Origin of the sequence: Streptomyces sp. NBC_01288 (assembly GCF_035982055.1) — a bacterium.
GTDB lineage: Bacteria > Actinomycetota > Actinomycetes > Streptomycetales > Streptomycetaceae > Streptomyces.
This window is the reverse complement of the sequence record NZ_CP108427.1, coordinates 7,321,600-7,339,198: the sequence shown is the minus strand read 5'-3', so window position 1 is coordinate 7,339,198 and position 17,599 is coordinate 7,321,600. Positions and strand designations below refer to the sequence as shown.

Annotated in this window: 16 protein-coding genes; 8 read left to right on the top strand and 8 right to left on the bottom strand. The window is 69.8% G+C overall.

The window, feature by feature from the left end; translation table 11 throughout:
• Positions 1 to 93: 93 nt before the first annotated feature.
• Entirely contained in the window at positions 94 to 810 is a 717-nt protein-coding gene (locus OG194_RS33245) for an ABC transporter permease (protein WP_327407302.1), read from the top strand.
• A 17-nt stretch (positions 811 to 827) separates the two neighbouring features.
• Positions 828 to 2,117 (top strand): sensor histidine kinase, encoded by a 1,290-nt coding sequence (locus tag OG194_RS33240; RefSeq protein ID WP_327404454.1) that lies wholly within the window; start codon positions 828 to 830, stop codon positions 2,115 to 2,117.
• Here OG194_RS33240 and OG194_RS33235 read toward each other — a convergent pair.
• Positions 2,095 to 3,657 carry an alpha-L-arabinofuranosidase B gene (locus OG194_RS33235; protein ID WP_327404453.1) on the bottom strand — a complete coding sequence of 521 codons (1,563 nt, stop codon included), beginning with the start codon at positions 3,655 to 3,657 and terminating at the stop codon, positions 2,095 to 2,097. The two genes, OG194_RS33240 and OG194_RS33235, sit on opposite strands and share 23 nt — an antisense overlap.
• 341 nt (positions 3,658 to 3,998) lie before the next feature.
• Here OG194_RS33235 and OG194_RS33230 point away from each other — a divergent pair, with 341 nt between their 5' ends.
• On the top strand, positions 3,999 to 4,631 hold the full coding sequence (locus tag OG194_RS33230; protein WP_033281879.1) for a response regulator transcription factor: 633 nt from the start codon (positions 3,999 to 4,001) through the stop codon (positions 4,629 to 4,631).
• Between the two features lie 9 nt (positions 4,632 to 4,640).
• On the opposite strand, the gene OG194_RS33225 is transcribed toward OG194_RS33230, so the two are convergent.
• A complete protein-coding gene (locus OG194_RS33225) occupies positions 4,641 to 5,435 on the bottom strand; it encodes a class I SAM-dependent methyltransferase (RefSeq protein WP_327404452.1) in 795 nt (264 codons plus the stop codon).
• Between the two features lie 312 nt (positions 5,436 to 5,747).
• Between OG194_RS33225 and OG194_RS33220 the strand changes: the two genes are divergently transcribed.
• Positions 5,748 to 6,479: a hypothetical protein gene (locus OG194_RS33220; protein WP_327404451.1), complete on the top strand. Its 732-nt coding sequence runs from the start codon at positions 5,748 to 5,750 to the stop codon at positions 6,477 to 6,479.
• 72 nt (positions 6,480 to 6,551) lie between these two features.
• Here the strand turns inward: OG194_RS33220 and OG194_RS33215 are convergent, their stop codons facing one another.
• The 5 genes from OG194_RS33215 to OG194_RS33195 all read right to left on the bottom strand — a co-directional run bounded on the left by OG194_RS33215 (position 6,552) and on the right by OG194_RS33195 (position 11,979).
• Positions 6,552 to 7,505 carry a GNAT family N-acetyltransferase gene (locus OG194_RS33215; protein ID WP_327404450.1) on the bottom strand — a complete coding sequence of 318 codons (954 nt, stop codon included), beginning with the start codon at positions 7,503 to 7,505 and terminating at the stop codon, positions 6,552 to 6,554.
• Positions 7,506 to 7,636: 131 nt separating this feature from the next.
• Positions 7,637 to 8,473 carry a hypothetical protein gene (locus OG194_RS33210; protein ID WP_327404449.1) on the bottom strand — a complete coding sequence of 279 codons (837 nt, stop codon included), beginning with the start codon at positions 8,471 to 8,473 and terminating at the stop codon, positions 7,637 to 7,639.
• The gene (locus tag OG194_RS33205) at positions 8,473 to 9,021 is read right to left on the bottom strand and encodes a SigE family RNA polymerase sigma factor (RefSeq protein ID WP_327404448.1); all 549 of its coding nucleotides are present in this window, start codon (positions 9,019 to 9,021) and stop codon (positions 8,473 to 8,475) included. Before OG194_RS33205 ends, OG194_RS33210 begins: the two co-directional genes overlap by 1 nt.
• 51 nt (positions 9,022 to 9,072) lie before the next feature.
• Positions 9,073 to 10,638 carry an MFS transporter gene (locus tag OG194_RS33200; protein ID WP_327404447.1) on the bottom strand — a complete coding sequence of 522 codons (1,566 nt, stop codon included), beginning with the start codon at positions 10,636 to 10,638 and terminating at the stop codon, positions 9,073 to 9,075.
• Positions 10,639 to 10,755: 117 nt separating this feature from the next.
• The gene (locus OG194_RS33195) at positions 10,756 to 11,979 is read right to left on the bottom strand and encodes a lipid-transfer protein (RefSeq protein ID WP_327404446.1); all 1,224 of its coding nucleotides are present in this window, start codon (positions 11,977 to 11,979) and stop codon (positions 10,756 to 10,758) included.
• Between the two features lie 184 nt (positions 11,980 to 12,163).
• Here OG194_RS33195 and OG194_RS33190 point away from each other — a divergent pair, with 184 nt between their 5' ends.
• Positions 12,164 to 13,897, top strand: coding sequence for an MFS transporter (locus tag OG194_RS33190; protein ID WP_327404445.1), 1,734 nt, complete (start codon positions 12,164 to 12,166; stop codon positions 13,895 to 13,897).
• 164 nt (positions 13,898 to 14,061) lie between these two features.
• Entirely contained in the window at positions 14,062 to 14,712 is a 651-nt protein-coding gene (locus OG194_RS33185; protein WP_327404444.1) for a class I SAM-dependent methyltransferase, read from the top strand.
• Positions 14,713 to 14,714: 2 nt separating this feature from the next.
• Here the strand turns inward: OG194_RS33185 and OG194_RS33180 are convergent, their stop codons facing one another.
• A complete protein-coding gene (locus OG194_RS33180) occupies positions 14,715 to 15,695 on the bottom strand; it encodes an alpha/beta fold hydrolase (RefSeq protein WP_327404443.1) in 981 nt (326 codons plus the stop codon).
• Between the two features lie 113 nt (positions 15,696 to 15,808).
• On the opposite strand from OG194_RS33180, the gene OG194_RS33175 reads away from it, so the two are divergent.
• Together OG194_RS33175 and OG194_RS33170 are read left to right on the top strand one after the other, a co-directional pair.
• Positions 15,809 to 16,735 (top strand): N-acetylmuramoyl-L-alanine amidase, encoded by a 927-nt coding sequence (locus OG194_RS33175; protein ID WP_327404442.1) that lies wholly within the window; start codon positions 15,809 to 15,811, stop codon positions 16,733 to 16,735.
• A gap of 86 nt (positions 16,736 to 16,821) precedes the next feature.
• Positions 16,822 to 17,592, top strand: coding sequence for a hypothetical protein (locus OG194_RS33170; RefSeq protein ID WP_327404441.1), 771 nt, complete (start codon positions 16,822 to 16,824; stop codon positions 17,590 to 17,592).
• Positions 17,593 to 17,599 lie beyond the last annotated feature (7 nt).

The window sequence follows — 17,599 nt, the reverse complement described above, 5'->3', positions numbered from 1 at the left end:
ACGGACATCACCCGCCGCCGCCGCGAGGCCACCCCCGCACCCCCGAAACGCACCTCCCCTTCCCGCACCTCCCCCCGAGACGGAGACCGTCCGATGATCGACTACCTGCGCCTCGAAGTACGCCGGACCCTGCGCGACGTCGGCTTCGTGATCGGCGGGATCGCGATGCCCGTGATGATGTACCTGCTGTTCACGAACCTCGGCGGTGACGACAGCGGCTACAAGGCCACCGCGATGGTCGGCATGGCCGCCTACGGCGCGGTCGGTTCCGCCCTCAACACCGGCGGCGGGGTCGCCGAGGACCGGGCGATCGGCTGGCTGCGGCAGCTACGGGTGACCCCGATGACCCCGCGCCAGGTCGTCGTCGGCCGGGCGCTGACCGGTTCGGTGACCGTGCTGCCCGCGATCGTCGCGGTGCTCGCGGCGGGCGGGCTGGTCAACGGCGTACGGATGGACGCCTGGCAGTGGGCGGCGATCGCGCTGCTGCTGTGGCTCGGCTCGATCCCCTTCACCCTGCTCGGCCTCGGCAACGGCTACGGGCTCACCTCCCAGACCACCGGCGTCGCGAACATGGCCTGCACCATGGGGCTCGCGGTGCTCGGCGGCCTGTGGTTCCCGATCAGCCTCTTCCCCGGCTGGCTGCGCGCGATCTCCCACTACACCCCGACCAACCGCTTCGCCGAACTCGGCACGTCCGTCGCCGACGGGCACGCCCCGGCACTCGGCGCGATCGTGGTGTTGACCGCTTGGCTGCTCGCGTTCGGTTCGTACGCTGTGCTGGCGTACCGCCGGACCGGGCGGACCGTGTGACCGGGGGAGCGAGAGAGATGTCCTGGATGCGAGGGATCACCTGCCAGGTACGCCACTGGCGGGCGGAGCGGGCCCGCTGGAAGGCCGACATGGCGGAGTTCAAGGCCGCGCAGAAGGAGGCCCGCCGCAAGGGCGAGTGGCCCGAGAACCCGGGCCCGCCGCCGACCGGCTTCACCCTGCTGCCGTGGCTCCTGATGGGCATGGGCTCCTTCTCCAACCTCCTCCAGGGCAAGACCTCCAACCCCTGGATCGGCGGCCTGGGCCTGTTCGCCTTCAACTCCCTCTACATCTATGTCGTGTTCCGCTCCTTCGTGAAGGAGAAGCGCCAGGCGGTCTCGACCGTGGTCGCGCTGGTCGTGATGGGACTGATCACCTGCGGCCTCGCCCTCGGCTACGGCGGCAGCTGGCTCTACTTCTTCCCACTGCTCGGTCTCGCCACGGGCGCCGTCGTCCGGGGCCCGCGCCTCGGCCAGGTCGGCCTCGCCCTGACCGCGCTCGCCGCCGCGGTCTCCGTCTACCGGTCCGGCTGGGACGCGATCAACATCGCCTACGGCACGTTCCTGTCGACGATGGTGACCGCGGCGATCCTCTCCCTCTCCGAGGCCGTACGCGAACTGCGCGCCGCCCGCGAGGAGTTGGCCCGCCGGGCGGTCGAGAAGGAACGGATGCGGTTCTCCCGCGACCTGCACGACCTGCTCGGGCACACCCTCTCGGTGATCGTGGTGAAGTCGGAGGCGGCCCGGCGCCTCGCGCCCCGTGACATGGAGGCGGCGCTCGGCCAGATCACCGACATCGAGGCGGTGGGCCGGCAGGCGCTCACCGAGATCCGCGAGGCGGTCACCGGCTACCGCGAGGGCAGCCTCGCCACCGAACTGGACCGTGCCCGCTCCGCCCTGTCCGCCGCCGACATCGCCCCGGTGGTCCGCCAGTCGGGCCCGCTCCTGACCCCGCAGAACGAGGCCCTGCTGGGCTGGGTGGTCCGCGAGGCGGTCACCAACGTCGTACGGCACAGCGGCGCGACCCGCTGCGAGATCACGTTCGACGGGGTCATGGACCGCGTCCGCCTGACGATCGCGGACGACGGCCCCGGGGACGGAGGGGCGGCGGCGACCGGTCCCGCCGAGAGCATCGGCGGGACCGGTCTTAAGGGCCTGACGGAACGCCTCGCGGTGGCGGGCGGCTCCTTGCGGGCCGGCCCGTCACCACGCGGCGGCTTCACGGTCACCGCCGAACTCCCGGTGGAGTCAGCGGAGTTGACGTCATCTGTCGCGACTACTTCTGGGTCTACGGCGCCCAGGGAGCCGTGACCACCCAACTCACGTCGTCCGTCCACGAGGTGGCGCTGTCGAAGGCGTTCGAGCCGCCGTCGCTCGCGATGTAGACGTTGTAGTTGTAGTGCCGGAGATATCTGGTCGGGTAGTTGTACGACGCGAACGAGGTGCCCGTGCCGCTCTTGCCGGTCGAGGCGCAGAACGTGGCGTCCTGTCTGAACTGCGTTGTCCCGACCATGGGTTGGCGGTAGAGCTGGTAGTTGTAATGGCGCAGGAAGTCGCCGGGGTAGTTCCGTGACTCGAACGAATAGCAGGAGCTGTCGGCGAGTCCCCTGCGGACGATCCAGGTGGCGTCGCCCTTGTCGACCGCCGCGCTGCTGGACGTGATGGCCGAGAGGACCGCCGCGTTGTTCTGGTGGCGGATGTAGTCGCCGGTGCAGCACGAGGTGGTCGCGCGCAGCGAGATCTCCGACCCGGCCGCCAGCGTCCCGGTGGTGCCGGTCGAGGCGCCGTAGCCGACGGACACGATGTTCGCCTGTACGGAGTTGTCGGCGGCGTCGGTCGGGATGCCGGCGGTCATGACGCCCTCGAAGAACGAGCCGATGGAGCCGTTGCTGTTGTCCCCGCCGGTGCCCAGGACGATCGCGCCTTCCTGATGCATGGGCGAGTAACCGCTCGTGGTGGGTTCACCCCCGGAATAGGAGGTCGTGAGACTCCCCGACTGCGCGTTTCCGGATTTCAGCGCGAAATGGTCCTGACCGTTGTTCTTCAGCAAAGCGGTGACGAACGGTATCGCTCCGGTGCCGGTGTTCGCCGTGTTCTTGCTGTACCCGGAGTCCGACTGGAACAGCCCGTTCTCCAGGTCGGCCTGCACCCAGGGGCCTCCGCCGTAGCAGGGTGAGAACCAGCACTCGGTACCGAAGTTGATCGCGTCCATGTGACCGTTGCCGGTGTCCTGGTTGTTGGTCTCGGCGTTGCCGTAGTCGAAGCAGCAGCTGCCGTTGACGTGGGTGCCCGAGGTCACCATGTACATCCCCTCGGCGGCACCGTTGGTGGCCACGCCCGAGGTGGAGTTGTCGCGGTAGCCCATGCCGGCCGAGATCTCCAGGCCGTAGACCTGATGCCCGCCGGCGGTCACCGGCAGCGCGTCCGCGGGCGCCCCGACATCGGCGACACCGGCTCCGCCCGCGCCCTCGATCGTGAGGTCGTTGTGGCGCGCGGACTGGTCGTAGATCTTGGTGATGATGCACGTCGTACCGGCACAGAACGTGTCCTGCGCCGCCGCGTTGGCATACCCGCCGGCCGCCAGCAGCCCGATGTTCGCGGTGGCACTGTCGGAGGCCCGCCGCACCTGGTACAGCGAGCCGTTGTACGACGAGTAGAGCGCCCTGACGAGGCTGTGCGCGGCGACGCAGGGCGTCCCGGCGGTGGCGTAGATGTCGCACGGCAGCGAGGTGGCGGCCGAGGCCTGCGGCACGCCGACGGCCAGCGCGAGGACGGTCACGAGCGCGGACAGTGCGGCGAGGGTGGCGTTTCTCAGCCGGCGCGGCCGGGTGCGGAGGAATCTCAGGAACACGGTGCACCTCATTCTGTTGCGGGTAGGGCGGTGCGGGTGGTTGGTGGTTGGTGGTAGGTGTGACGGAGCACGCGGTGTCACATTGACGTCTGGTCGACATACCGAACGCCGTTCGATCGATATACCGAACCCATTCGCGATCGAAATGTCGAACTGTCGAGAGTTTGTCGAAAGGTTTCCGAAATCGACCCGGCATCCGGAAATTCCGAGGTGATTGCGGAATGCCGAGGCGATTGTTTGCCCGCAGCCGGGGACCGTCAAGACTCGCGGACGCGAACAATGAAGAGTTTTTGACAACCGCCCCGGGTCACCCTGGGCCTTACTCTTGCCCCGTGGATGAGATGCCCCGGGACCACCGGCCCGCCAAGTCCGTCAGAGTGCTGCTCGCCGAGGACCAGGGCATGATGCGCGGCGCGCTCGCCCTGCTGCTCGGCATGGAGGCGGACCTGGAGGTCGTCGCCCAGGTCGGACGGGGTGACACGATCGTGGACGCCGCCCTGACCCACCGCCCCGACGTCGCCCTCCTCGACATCGAACTCCCCGGCATGAGCGGCCTGGACGCCGCCGCCGAACTCCGCGAACAGGCCCCGGACTGCCGGGTGTTGATCCTCACGACCTTCGGCCGCCCCGGCTATCTGCGCCGGGCGATGGAGGCGGGCGCGGCGGGCTTCCTGGTGAAGGACGGCCCGGTCGAGGACCTCGCCGCAGCGATCCGCCGCGTCCTGACCGGCGAAACGGTCATCGACCCGGCCCTGGCCGCCGCCGCGCTGAGCGCGGGCCCCAATCCACTCACCGCCCGCGAGTGCGACGTCCTCAAGGCCTCGGTGGACGGCGCGACGGTCTCCGACATCGCCACGAAGCTCCACCTCTCCGAGTCCACGGTCCGCAACTACCTCTCGTCAGCGATCGGCAAGACGGGCACCCGCAACCGCATGGAGGCGATGCGGGAGGCCCGCCAGCAGGGGTGGCTGTAGGCCCCCGCCCTACGCTCCGGTCCCCCGGCGGAACAACGCCGTCCAGAGGAAGCCCTCCCCGAAGCACGGCGAGTCGTCAGGTTCGTCACGCATCCGGCGCAGCTCGACCACTTCCAACTCCCCGAATATCCACCGCAGTTCATCAGCCGTGTAGGCCAACCCGCCCTGAAGCCCGGAGCCACGGTAGAGCTCGGCATCGGGCACCTCGGACCCCATCCCACCCGCCGCGAAACAGGTGAGCGCGAAGTACCCACCGGGTGCGAGGACTTGGTCCAGCAGGGCGAGGTAGCTGATGCGCCGGTGCGGGGGCAGGTGATGGAAGCAGCCGGAGTCGTAGACCAGGTCGTAGGGGCCAGGGAGTTCTGTGGGGGCGAGGGCAAACACGTCGCCGCAGTGAAAGCGAACCTGGGGGCCTTCCCCCTCCCCTCCCCCCACCCCCGCCTCCCTTGCCCGCTCCTCCGCCCACACGACAGCCGTCGGCGACAGATCCACCCCGTCCACGTCGAAGCCCCGCCCGGCCAACTGAATCGCGTTGCGCCCCGGACCACACCCCAGGTCCAGCGCACGCGCACGGCCACCCCCGCCTATCAGCCCCAGGTCGAAATACCCGACCAGGTTCTCGTCCGGCTTAGCCACGAAGAACGGCACCGGCTTGTCACGGTCGGCATAGAACCCGTCCCACCAGGAGGCGCCCCGTGAACTCCAACGGTCGGCCTCCGGCGCGAACAGCCCGTCCAGGAGCCGGAGTACGTCGTCGACCGTACGAATGTCCCGCCCACGCCGGTTCCGATCCGCCCGGTCCATCCGGCCCCCTCTCCGATGCGCCGATCGTAGAAGCGGACAGACCGAAAACCCAGGTCAGCAGCGTCCAGGACACTCGCACGAACCCCGTCAACTCCCCTGTACGAGGCGGGAGTCGACGCCGAAAGGGCACCACCCCAGCGGTCCGGTGAAACCCTGCCGGCACCCCGCCCAAAGGCCACCAGGACGGCTCTCCCGGCCACGCCGACGGCCCTTCTTCTTACGGTTGGCGGCCTGGTTCATCTGAAGCATGGTCCGCTCAACTGGCCGAGTGGGAGACTCAGTTGGGACGTAGTGACCTAAGGAGTTCAAGGCATGGCAACAGATGCCCACGACGGACCGGATCCGGCCTCAGCCCCACGTGGGCAGCGAGCGCTCGACCTCCTGGACAAGGCAATCGACCTCCAGAGCCCGCTCGTTCGCAAGAACATCGCACGGGCCCGTCAGCGGAATCCGGAGGCGACACCAGCACAGGTGATCCGCGGTCTGGAGCGGATGTACGTCAGCGCCTTGACCGGGACGGGTGCCGCGGTCGGTGGGACCGCAGCCGCGCCCGGCGTCGGCACGGGAGTCGCACTGGCACTGTCGGCGGGCGAGGCCCTCTCGTCTCTTGAGCTGAGCGCCCTCTTCGCGCTCTCTGTCGCCGAAGTCCACGGCGTCCCCATCGACGAGATCGAGCGCCGCCGAACGATCGTGATGGGAATCATGCTCGGCGGATCCGGCTCGGCCACCATTGCCACGGTCGCCGAGCGTACGGGGCAGCACTGGGGACGTCAGGTTGTCGCCAAGGTGCCTGTCGAGACGTTGCGTCAGATCAACAAGATCTTGGGACGGAACTTCGTCACGAAGTACGGGACCAAGCAGGGAATCATCGTCCTCGGCCGAGTGGCGCCGTTCGGTATCGGCGCTGTGATCGGTGGTGGAGCCAATGCTGCCCTCGCCGCCCTGGCCGTGAGAGCCGGCCGTCGCGCATTCGGTCCGCCCCCGCCGTCGTGGCCATGGCTGACGCACGACGCGTTGCCAACGTCCGAGAACTCGAAGGACTGACCCCCTGGCGCGCTGAAGGGCGTCGAGCACCCCGCGTCCGGCGCCGGGGGCGGCTACGGCACCGACCTGCCCTCAGCCCACGCCCGCACCCTTCACCAGCGGTGCGTCCCGCGACAGCTCCCGGAAACCGAGGCCGTAGTACAGGCCGCGTGCCCGGGGATGTCCCGGCGCGCCCAGGCAGGCGACCGTCATGTGCGTGGCCCCGGCCGCTCGTGCCCGGTGCATCGCGTGCAGGAGCATCGCCCTTGCCAACCCCAGGCGCCGGTACTCCGGATGTGTGCCGACCGGCTCGAACTCCGCCGTCCTGTTCGCCTCGTCGAGCCACATGATCGTCGAGGAGGCCATCGTGCCGTCCGGTGCCTCCACCAGGATGTGCAGGTCGCCGCGGTAGCCCGGTGTCCGCCGGACGCTCTCGTAGCTCTCGGCTGTGTAGGCCGAGGGAGCCCAGGCGTCGAGGTGGGCCTGGACCGCGGCCTCGGGGCCGGCCTCGTCGGCGGTGCGGAAGCCGAATCCCTCTGGGAGTACCGGCTGTTCCAGGTCCGTCAGGTTCCGCTCGTTGAGCTGGGTCCAGGAACCGGTGTCGCCGAGCGCGGCCGAGTCGGTCTCGTAGCCGTGTGCCGCCCATCGCTTCAGGGCGAACCCGTCGGCGGCGCTGGGCATCACCGTCCGCTCGATGCCCGCCGCCGTGCCGTCGTACCAGTCGATCACCTCGTCGATCAGGCCGGCGTGGTCGGGGTGGACCTGGTACGTGAGGCAGGCCTCGGTGTTGTCCTTGACCGAGCCGTCGTTCCGCCGCACCCGGTGCGGAAGTTGGGCCCAGCCCCACGCCACCAGCTCCCCGCCGGAGAACCACAGCCGACGCGGCCGGCCCGTGTCAGCGGCGGCGTGCCCCTTGCCCCAGTTCCAGGCCAGCTCGCCGAACATCGCCTCGGCGTTCACCAGCTCCGGGCGGACGGCGGTGACGCGTTGCGCCAGCCCCTGCATGAGCCGCAGGTCCGCGGCGGTGACAAGCTCGACGTTCGTCATAGTGCGCCACCGTGTCAGAGCCCCGCGAAGTCGGCGAACCGTTTTCCGGGGCCCCGACATCCACCGCCGCGCGTCACGCCACCCTCAGGGCCGACATGCCCTGCTTCAGCGCCAGTTCACCTACTGCGGCGCTACTTCGTCACCTTCACCGAGTCGAACGTCGTCCCCTCCGGCCCGACGCACACGAACCAGTCGGACGATGAACCGGCCACCGGTCGGATCGCCGCTTCGTCGGTGTTGACGTCGGCGCCCTCCGCGACCCTGTGGGCAACGGTCGAGCTACCGTCCTTCCAGCTGCACGTGACCTCCTGGGCGGTCTTGGCGACCTGGCCGAACACCAGGCGCTGCGGGGTGGTGTGCTTCGGGTCCAGGGAGAGCGCGACCGAATCGAGGTCCGTGCCCGCCATGACGTCCTTCGTGTCGACCGAGTTCTGCGCGAGGGTGGCCGACTCCCCGTCCCCGATGCTCCGGCGCGTGAAGAACGAGTACTTGCCGACCAGTTGGGACGTCTTGCCCGCATGCACGCCTACCGGCACCTCGCCGAACGCCTTCATGCGCTGGAACTGGGCCCAGGCCTCCCCCTCGGTGCGCGGGGCGCCCCACACGTCGACGGTGATCCGCCACTCCTTGCCGCCGAGATCGCCGATGCCGATCTCGGTCCCCTGCGGCTCGTACACATGCCGCTCCTCGGGAGTCAACGGCTCGGTCGACTGCTGCTTCACCGCCGGCGACACCTCCACCCCGTTCCCATCACGCAGCCCGGCCAGGGCGAGCGTGCCCGACCCGCCGACGATCACCAGTGCCGCGGCCGTCGCGAGGGCCCAGCGGCGGGTCCGGCGCCGGCGGCCGCCGCGGATCACCGCCTGGTAGGGGGCTATGCCGATCTCGACCTCGTCCGCGGCCTCGGCCAGCAGGAAGGCGATGTCTCTGTCCGTCATGGTCTGGTTCGTCTCCCGGTCCGCGCTCATCACTTCCGCCCTCCCTGCGTCACCGTCTCGGCGAGTCCCGGTATGGCGCGGAGTTTCGCGATCCCCTTGGCCGCGTTGCTCTTCACCGCGCCGACCGAGCAGCCCATCGCCTGGGCCGTCTGTGTCTCGGTCAGGTCCTCCCAGTACCGCAGCACCACCGCCTCCCGCTGCCTCGGCGGCAGTTGGGCCAGCGCCTGCAACAGGGCGCTGCGGTCCTCGGCCTGGGCGATGCGGTCACCGGTGTCGGCGATCTCGCGCACCAGGCCCGAGTCGTCCCTGAGCGCCAGGAACTCCTTGAGTCGTCTGCGGTGTTTGCGTGCGTGCGCGTTGATCATCACGCGCCGTACGTACGCTTCCGGATCGTCGGCCGCGCCGACCTTGCGCCAGGCCACAAAGGTCTGTTCGAGCGTCGACTGGACCAGATCCTCCGCGGCGTGCTGCTCCCCCGTCAGAAGAAATGCCGTCCGCATCAGCCGCGGCCAGCGGCCGATGACAAAGCTCTGGAACCCGTCATCCCGAGCCTCCCGAGCCTGCTTGCGATCCCCCATGGGCACCTCCTAGATGTCTAAAGGAGTCCATGAGCCGCCCGAACCGTTGCCTCACTTCTCGAAACTCGTGGAAGCCGCGCCCTCCGCGTCCATCACGACCTCCGCGTCCACCACGACCTCCCCGTCCGCGCTCGCACTCACCCCGCTCACCCCCGCCACAGCAGGCCCCGCCCCCTTCCCCCACGGCAGCCACACCACCATCAGCGCCACCCCGCCGAGCAGCACCCCCGCCCCCGTACGGAACGCCAGCGCATACCCCTCTGTCAGCGCCTCCGGCGTCCCCCCACCGCCGCCCGCCACCCGCGCCGTACGCGCCGCGGCGATCGTCGACATGACGGCGAGCCCCAGCGAACCGCCCATCGTGCGCGAGGTGTTGATCAACCCGGAGACCAGCCCGGCCTCCCCCGGCGCGGCCCCGGACGTGGCGAGCGCGGCGAGCGGGGTGGCCGTCAGGCCCGCGCCCAGCATCATCAGGATTCCGGGGAACATGATCTCGGTCAGGTAGTCGCCCCGCGCGGTCATCAGGGACTGCCAGCCGAAGCCCACCGCCGCGATCAGCGTCCCGATGACCGCCACGTTGCGCGCGCCGAGCACCGGCATGAAGCGGGGCGCCGACTTGGAGCCGAGCAGGACCGCCAGCGAACTCGGCACCAGCGCGAGCCCCGCCTCCAACGGGCTGTACCCGAGCACGTTCTGTGCGTACAGGGTCATGAAGAACCACATGCAGAACATCGCGGAGCCGGACAGGAACATCGCCGCGTTCGCCGACGACACCGCCCGCGCCCGGAACAGCCCCAGCGGCATCAGCGGAGCCGCCGTACGCGCTTCGACGACGAGGAAGAGCGCGATCAGCGCGAGTCCGGCGGCCAGCGGCACCAGGGTGGCGGCGGCCGTCCAGCCCTCGGCCTCGGTCTGCGAGATGCCGTAGGCCAGGACGCCGAGCCCCGCCGTGACCAGGACGGCACCGGGCAGGTCGAGCCGCCGCCGGTCTCCGGCCCGGCTCTCCGGGAGCCAGCGCAGTGAGCTGAGCAGCACCACCGCTCCGACGGGCACGTTGATGAGGAGCACCCACCGCCAGGACAGGGTGTCCACGAGGACCCCGCCGACGAGTCCGCCCGCGGCCCCGCCGCCGGCGCCGACCGCCGTCCAGGTGGCGATGGCCCGGGCGCGGGCCGCGCCCTCCGCCACCGCCGAGGTGACGATGGTCAGCGTCGAGGGCGCCAGTACCGCGGCCCCCAGTCCCTGGACGGCCCGGGCGAGCAGCAACTGCCAGCCGTCCTGGGCCAGTCCGCCGCACAGCGAGGCCAGGGTGAACAGCGCGAGCCCGACCAGGAACATCCGTTTGCGGCCGTAGAGGTCACCGGCCCGGCCGCCGAGGAGCATGAACCCGGCGAAGGCGATGGCGTACGCGTTGACCACCCACTGCAACCCGGACGCGCTCATCCCCAGGTCGGTCCGCATCGACGGCAGTGCCACGTTGACGACGGACACGTCGAGCACGACGAGGAACTGCCCGGCACACGCGAGCGCCACGACCAGCCAGGAGGGCGGTGCCGTACCGCGGGGGAACAGGCGGGATATTCGGGAGACGTCAGCGGCTCGGGGCATGGTGGTCATACTCTCAACCGGCCCGCGCCCCTTGCATCGGCATTTCGCCCGGGCCGTGGGACGGCCGTAGGACCTAGACCCACAGGACCTCGCAGGACCTACCCCACGGGACCTGCACCACAGGACCTACACCGCCCGCAGCAAGGTCACCACGGCCGCCCCGCCCAACCCGATGTTGTGCGCGAGCCCCACCTCGGCCCCCGGCACCTGCCGCTCCCCCGCCGTCCCCCTCAACTGCCACACCAGCTCGGCGACTTGGGCGATCCCGGTGGCCCCCAGCGGATGCCCCTTGGAGATCAGCCCGCCGGACGGGTTCACGACCCAGCGCCCGCCGTAGGTCGTCCCCCCGGACTTGACGAGCTTCCCCGACTCCCCCGGCTCGCACATGCCGAGCGCCTCGTACGTCAGGAGTTCGTTGATCGAGAAGCAGTCGTGGAGTTCTACGACGTCCACGTCCTCGATGCCGAGTCCGGACCGTTCGTAGACCTGGCGGGCGGCGGCCCGGGACATGGGCTGTCCGACGACGTCGATGCACGAGCCGGACGCGAAGGAGTCCTCGGTGTCGGTGGTCATCGCCTGGGCGACGATCTCGACGAGCGAGCCGGAGCCCGCACCCGTGCCCGTACCCGTGCCGGTGCCCAACTCCCGCTGCTCCACGAAGCGTTCGGAGACCACGACCGCCGCCGCCGCGCCGTCCGAGGTCGGGGAGCACTGGAGTTTCGTGAGCGGGTGGTGGACGACCCTCGCCGCGAGGATGTCGTCGACGTCGTACACGTCCTGGAACTGGGCGTACGGGTTGTGTGCGGAGTGCCGGTGGTTCTTGGCGGCGACGGCGGCGAGCTGGGCCTCGGTGGTGCCGTACTTCTCCATGTGTTCGCGGGCCGCGTCGCCGAAGATCTGGGCGGTGGGCGGGGTCATCTCGAAGCCGTGCCGGGCGGCCATGACGCCGTAGTGCCGGGCGACGGGGGACGTGGAAAAGTCCCCACTGTCCGCTCCCCCGCCCAACGCGCCCCGCTTCATCTTCTCGAAGCCGAGGGCCAGCACGCAGTCGGCCGCCCCGCCCTCCACCAGCTGCCGGGCCAGCATCAGGGCGGTCGAGCCGGTGGCGCAGTTGTTGTTGACGTTGTAGACGGGGATGCCGGTGAGACCTAGTTCATAGGCGGCGCGCTGGCCGGCGGTCGAGGGCTGGAAGCAGTAGCCGACGGGAACCTGTTCTACGTCGGCGTAGGAGATCCCGGCGTCCGCGAGGGCGGCGTTCCCGGCCTCGCGGGCCATGTCCCAGTACTGCCACTCCCGGGTCTCGGGCTTCTCGAACCTCGTCATCCCGACGCCTGCGACATAGGCCTTCATGGCGGGCGAGATTAGAACACGTTCCAGTGAATGACCAGAGCTGACGACAGGTCAGATCTTCATGGGACGGTCAAGGATTCGTTAGTACGCCGAAGCATCGGAATAGTTGCCCATGCATACGAGGTTTACCGTGCACTTATCCCGCACGGATCACGCCACACCTACGGCCCGGAGGCCCTACTCCATGACGCACACGTCGACCGACCAGCCCGCACGGAGGCCGTCCGGCGCCGTCGTGCCGGTGCTCGCCTTCGCGGGCATCGTTGTCGCGGTGATGCAGACCCTGCTCGTCCCGGTCATCAAGGACCTGCCGCAGCTGCTGAGCACCGAGCCCAGCAACGCCACCTGGGTCCTGACCTCGACCCTCCTGTCCGGAGCCGTCGCCACGCCGATCATGGGCCGCCTCGGCGACCTCTACGGCAAGCGCCGGATGCTGATCCTCAGCCTGGCCATCATGGTCGTGGGAGCGCTGGTCAGCGCCCTCACCAGCGACCTGCTCACGATGATCGCGGGCCGCGCGCTCCAGGGCTTCGCGATGGGCGCGATACCGCTGGGCATCGGCCTGATGCGCGACATGCTGCCCCGCGAGAAGCTCGGCTCGGCGATGGCGCTGATGAGTTCCTCGATCGGCGTCGGCGGCGGCCTCGCGCTGCCCGCCGCGGCGCTCGTCGCCCAGCACGCCGACTGGCACGCCCTCTTCTACGGCGCCGCCGGCCTCGGCGTCCTCGCGATCGGCCTCACCCTCCTCGTCGTACCGGAGTCGCCGATGCGCGCGGAGGGCACCTTCGACGTGCTCGGCGCGATCGGTCTCTCCGCGGGCCTTGTCCTCTTCCTCCTGCCCATCACCAAGGGCAGCGACTGGGGCTGGACCTCCGGTACGACGCTCGGTCTGTTCGCCGCGGCGGCCGCCGTCCTGCTCCTGTGGGGCGTGATGGAGCTGCGCCTGAAGGCCCCGCTGGTCGACCTGCGCACCACCGCCCGCCCGGCGGTCCTCTTCACCAACCTCGCCTCGATCATGGTCGGCGTCTCCTTCTACGTCGTCTCCCTCGTACTGCCCCAGCTCCTCCAGCTGCCGAAGTCCACGGGCTACGGTCTCGGCCAGTCGATGGTCACCGCCGGTCTGCTGGTGGCACCGCTCGGCCTGACGATGATGTTCACGGCCCCCGTCTACGCCCGTCTCTCGGCGAAGTACGGCCCCAAGGTCACCCTGATCCTCGGCATGCTGATCATCGGTATCGGCTACGGCGCGGGGCTCGGGCTCATGAGTGCGGCCTGGCAGTCCCTGGTCATCGCCGTCGTGCTCGGTGCGGGGATCGGGCTTGCGTACTCATCGTTGCCCGCGTTGATCGTCGGCGCCGTCCCGGCCTCTGAGACCGGTGCGGCGAATGGGCTCAACACGCTTATGCGGTCGATCGGTACGTCCGTCTCCAGTGCGGTGATCGGGATGGTGCTGGCGAACACCGCGAACCATGTGGGCGGGGTTGCGATTCCGACCATGCACGGGTTCCACGTCTCGTTCCTGATCGCTACGGGTGCGGTTGCTGTCGGCCTGTTGATGGCGTTGTTCCTTCCCAAGCCGAATCGGGCGCCGCAGTTGAACTTCAGCAGCGAGGAGGAAGCGAATCTTGAGCGGGCCGAGGAGGTTCTTCGGGGGTTCCGGGGGCGGGTTCTTGGTGCGGACGGGTCGCCTGTCGCCCGGGCCAAGGTCACGCTGATCGACCGTCGTGGGCGGCAGGCGGGGGCGACGCTCTCCGAGGAGGACGGGAGTTACGTGCTCGCTGTGCCGTCTCAGGGGGCGTATGTGTTGGCGGCGCGGGCTTCGGGGCACGGTCCGTTGGCCTCGTCCGCGACGCACGCGGGGGACTCCGTCGCGGTTGCCCTGGATCTGTCGTTGCCCGGCGAGACCGTTAGCGCGTAGTCGGTAGTTCGTTGTCTGCGGGCGCGTGGGGGCTGGTCGCGCCCACGCGGCGGAGCCGCAAATCGACACAGCCCCGCGCCCCTAAAAACACCCGGCACCCCCTGTCGAATTGCTCAGCAGGGGGTGCGGCAGCATGTGGGTGCAGCCCATTGAGAGGAACTCCCATGCCACCGGCGCCCAAGCCCGAGATCCTCGCCGCGTTCGAAGCGGCGAAGGGATTCATGCCGGCCGGTGAGGGACTGGCCCTGTACGCAGCCGCCGTAGAAGCCGGAAGTCTCGGCCTCCCCCTCCTCGAAGTCGGCACGTACTGCGGGCGTTCCACGCTTCTCCTCGCCGATGCCGCCCGCGAGGCCGGTGTCACCGCGCTCACCCTGGACCATCACCGGGGCAGTGAGGAGCAGCAGCCGGGGTGGGACTATCACGACCCGGAGACCGTCGACCCGGAGATCGGGCTGATGGATACGCTGCCCGCGTTCCGCAGGACTCTGCACCGGGCCGGACTGGAAGAGCACGTAGTAGCCCTCGTCGGGCGCTCGCCGCAGGTGGCCCGCATCTGGGGCACGCCCCTCGGTCTCGTCTTCATCGACGGTGGGCACACCGACGAGCATGCGAACGGGGACTACGAGGGGTGGGCGCCCCATGTCGCCGAGGGCGGGCTGCTCGTGATCCATGACGTGTTTCCGGAACCGGAGGACGAGTTCACCGGGCAGGCGCCCTACCGGGTGTATCTCCGGGCGCTGGAGTCCGGCGCGTTCACGGAGGTCTCGGCGACGGACTCCCTGCGTGTCCTACGGCGCACCGGTACCGGTATCTGAGGTCAACCGGGCAGCTCAGCCAGCCAGTTGAGCAGGTGCTGGTTGACCTCGGCCGGGCGTTCCTGCTGGATCCAGTGGCCGCAGCCCTCCAGGATGTGCGAGCCGCGCAGGCCGGGCAGGGTCACCGGGTACGCGGCGATCGCGTCGGACAGCCAGGTGGTAGAGGCGTCCAGGGAGCCGCCCAGGAACAGGGACGGCTGGGTGATCAGAGCGCCGTCGTAGGGAGCCAGGTCCTCCCAGTCTCGGTCCATGTTGCGGTAGCGGTTCAGGGCGGTGGTCAGGCCGGTGCGCTCGAACTCGCCTGCGTAGACGTCCAGTTCGGCCTCGCTCAGCCAGGCGGGCGGCTCCGCCGGGAAGCGGTCGCGCAGGGTGCCGCCGACTCCCCTGCTCACGAAGTGCGGGTCGGGGGCGCCGGGTTGGGGCATCGTGTCGGCGGAGAACGCACCGTAGAAACCCGCCAGCCAGCCGCGTACGTCCGGTTCGATCTCCGCCTCCGCCCGGCCGCGCTCCTGGAAGTAGGAGACGTAGAACTCCTCGTCCCCGCCCATCTCCGCGAAGATCTCGCTGGGGCGCGGGCCGCCTCGGGGCGCGTAGGGGACGCTCAGCAGTCCTACGGCTCGGAAGACGTCCGGCCTGAGGAGGGCGGAGTTCGCCGCGATGCCGGCGCCCCAGTCGTGGCCGACGATCACCGCCGACCGCTCGCCGAGCGCGTGCACGACCGCCACGGCGTCCTCGACCAGGTCGAGCATCCGGTACGCCGACACGTCCTCGGGGCGCGAGGAGCGGCCGTAGCCGCGTACGTCGACGGCTACCGCGCGGAAGCCCGCCGCGGCCAGTGCCGGGAGCTGGTGGCGCCACGAGTACCAGGACTCCGGGAAGCCGTGCACCAGGAGGACCAGGGGGCCGGTGCCCTGTTCCACGAGGTGGATACGGCCCGCGGGGGCGGGGACGAGCCGGTGCGTGACGTCCTTGACCATGGTCATGAGTCCTCCGTGACGGGGGCTGGTCCCTCGATCGTCCGTCGGGGACGTGACGGCGCGCGACTCCTGTTGCCGGTTCAGCAAACGCGCCCCGCGAGGCGGCTAGGGTGGCTCCCGTGTCGTACGTAGGTCCGGACTTTGATCCTCCGCAGCCCCGCCGTCTCCGTCGAGGGCCCCTGACCGTGGCGCTGGCCGCGCTGGTCCCGGGGGCGTTGATCGGGTGGTTCGTGTACGAGGCCGTCGGCGGCCCGGGTGACAGCTCGGGCAGTGCGGCGGGCAACACGTCCTCCGCCTCCTCCACGGCGTCCGGCGCGCCCGCGTCCCCTACGGGTACCGCGTCCAACGACGACAAGCCGCCGGGGCCGAGTCCCCTCAAGGGCAAGGTCGTCGTCATCGACCCGGGGCACAACGTCACCAACTTCCAGCACACCGCCGAGATCAACCGCAAGGTGGACATCGGCACGAACTGGAAGGAGTGCGACACGACGGGGACGTCGACCAACGCAGGTTATTCGGAAGCCCAGTTCACGATGGACGTGTCCCACCGGCTGAAGGCGCTGCTCGAAAAGCAGGGCGTCACAGTGAAGTTGACGCATGACACCGGCTCCCCGTCCTGGGGGCCGTGCGTGGATCAGCGGGCCCGGTTCGGCAACGACGCGCACGCGGACGCCGCGCTCTCCATCCACGCGGACGGCGCACCGGCCGGCGACCACGGCTTCCATGTGATCCTGCCCGCCTCCGTGCACGCGGGCGGCGCCGACACCCGTGCCATCGTCGGCCCTTCGGCCGTCCTCGGGCGGGGCATCGCGAGCAACTACCGTCGCGTGACGGGCGAACCGTTCTCCAATTACGTCGGCGACGGCACCGGTCTCGACACCCGTAAGGACCTCGGCGGTCTCAATCTGTCAACGGTTCCGAAGGTGTTCATCGAATGCGGCAACATGCGCGATAGCAATGATGCCGCACTGCTGACGAACGGCGCCTGGCGACAGAAGGCGGCGCAGGGGATCTCTGAGGGAATCGTGAGTTTCCTGCGCGGGTAACGATCAGTGGGCTGATCCGGGCGGACACCCTGACGGGGTGGACGATAGGGTCAAGCGACGACGAGACGACCTACGAAGGACCTGAAGTGAATATCCGCTCCCTCACACGAGGCGACGGCGTGGTGATCGGAGCAGCGGTATTGCTCTTCATCGCGTCGTTTCTCAGCTTCTACACCGCCGCCGGTTTCAGCAACGCCCCGACCGCGTGGGACTACCTCGGCGACGCCCTGGGCCTCTACATCGGTGGGGTCATCGGCGCTGCCCTGATCGTCGTCAGTCGCGCCCTGCCGCAGCCGCGCAAGGTCGCGGGAATCGAACTGGGCCAGGCAGGCGTCGCGTTCTCGGTCCTGGTGGTCTGGTCCCTGTTCTGGACCCTCGTGGATGTCCCGGACGGCGCCAGCGCCGGTGCCGGTCTCATCCTCGGTTTCATCGCGTCCCTCGTCCTGGCCGGCGGCGCCATCGCCACCCCCCTGCTCCCGCCCCTCCAGGCCGCCCTCGTCCCGGCCCCCAAGCCGGCCGCCCCGCAGCCCTACGGCGCCCAGCCGCCCGGTGGTTACGGCTACCCGGGCGCCGGTCAGCCGCAGCCGTCGTACGGCACTCCGCCCCAACAGGCGCAGGCCGCGCAGCCGTTCGGGCAGCCCGCGCCGGCTCCGGCCGGGGACTTCTCGCCGTTCTGGTTCGCGGTGCCGGTGGCCCGGCCGCTGTTCGCGGAGGACGGTTCGCCGTCGCCGATCGCCGAACTGGCGCCGGGTACCTGGTACTTGGCCGTGGAGCAGCGTGGTCCGGCGCTCGTCGCGCAGACCCAGGACGGCCGCCGTGGCGTCCTTCAGGACACGTCGGGGATCCAGCGCGGCTGATACCCCT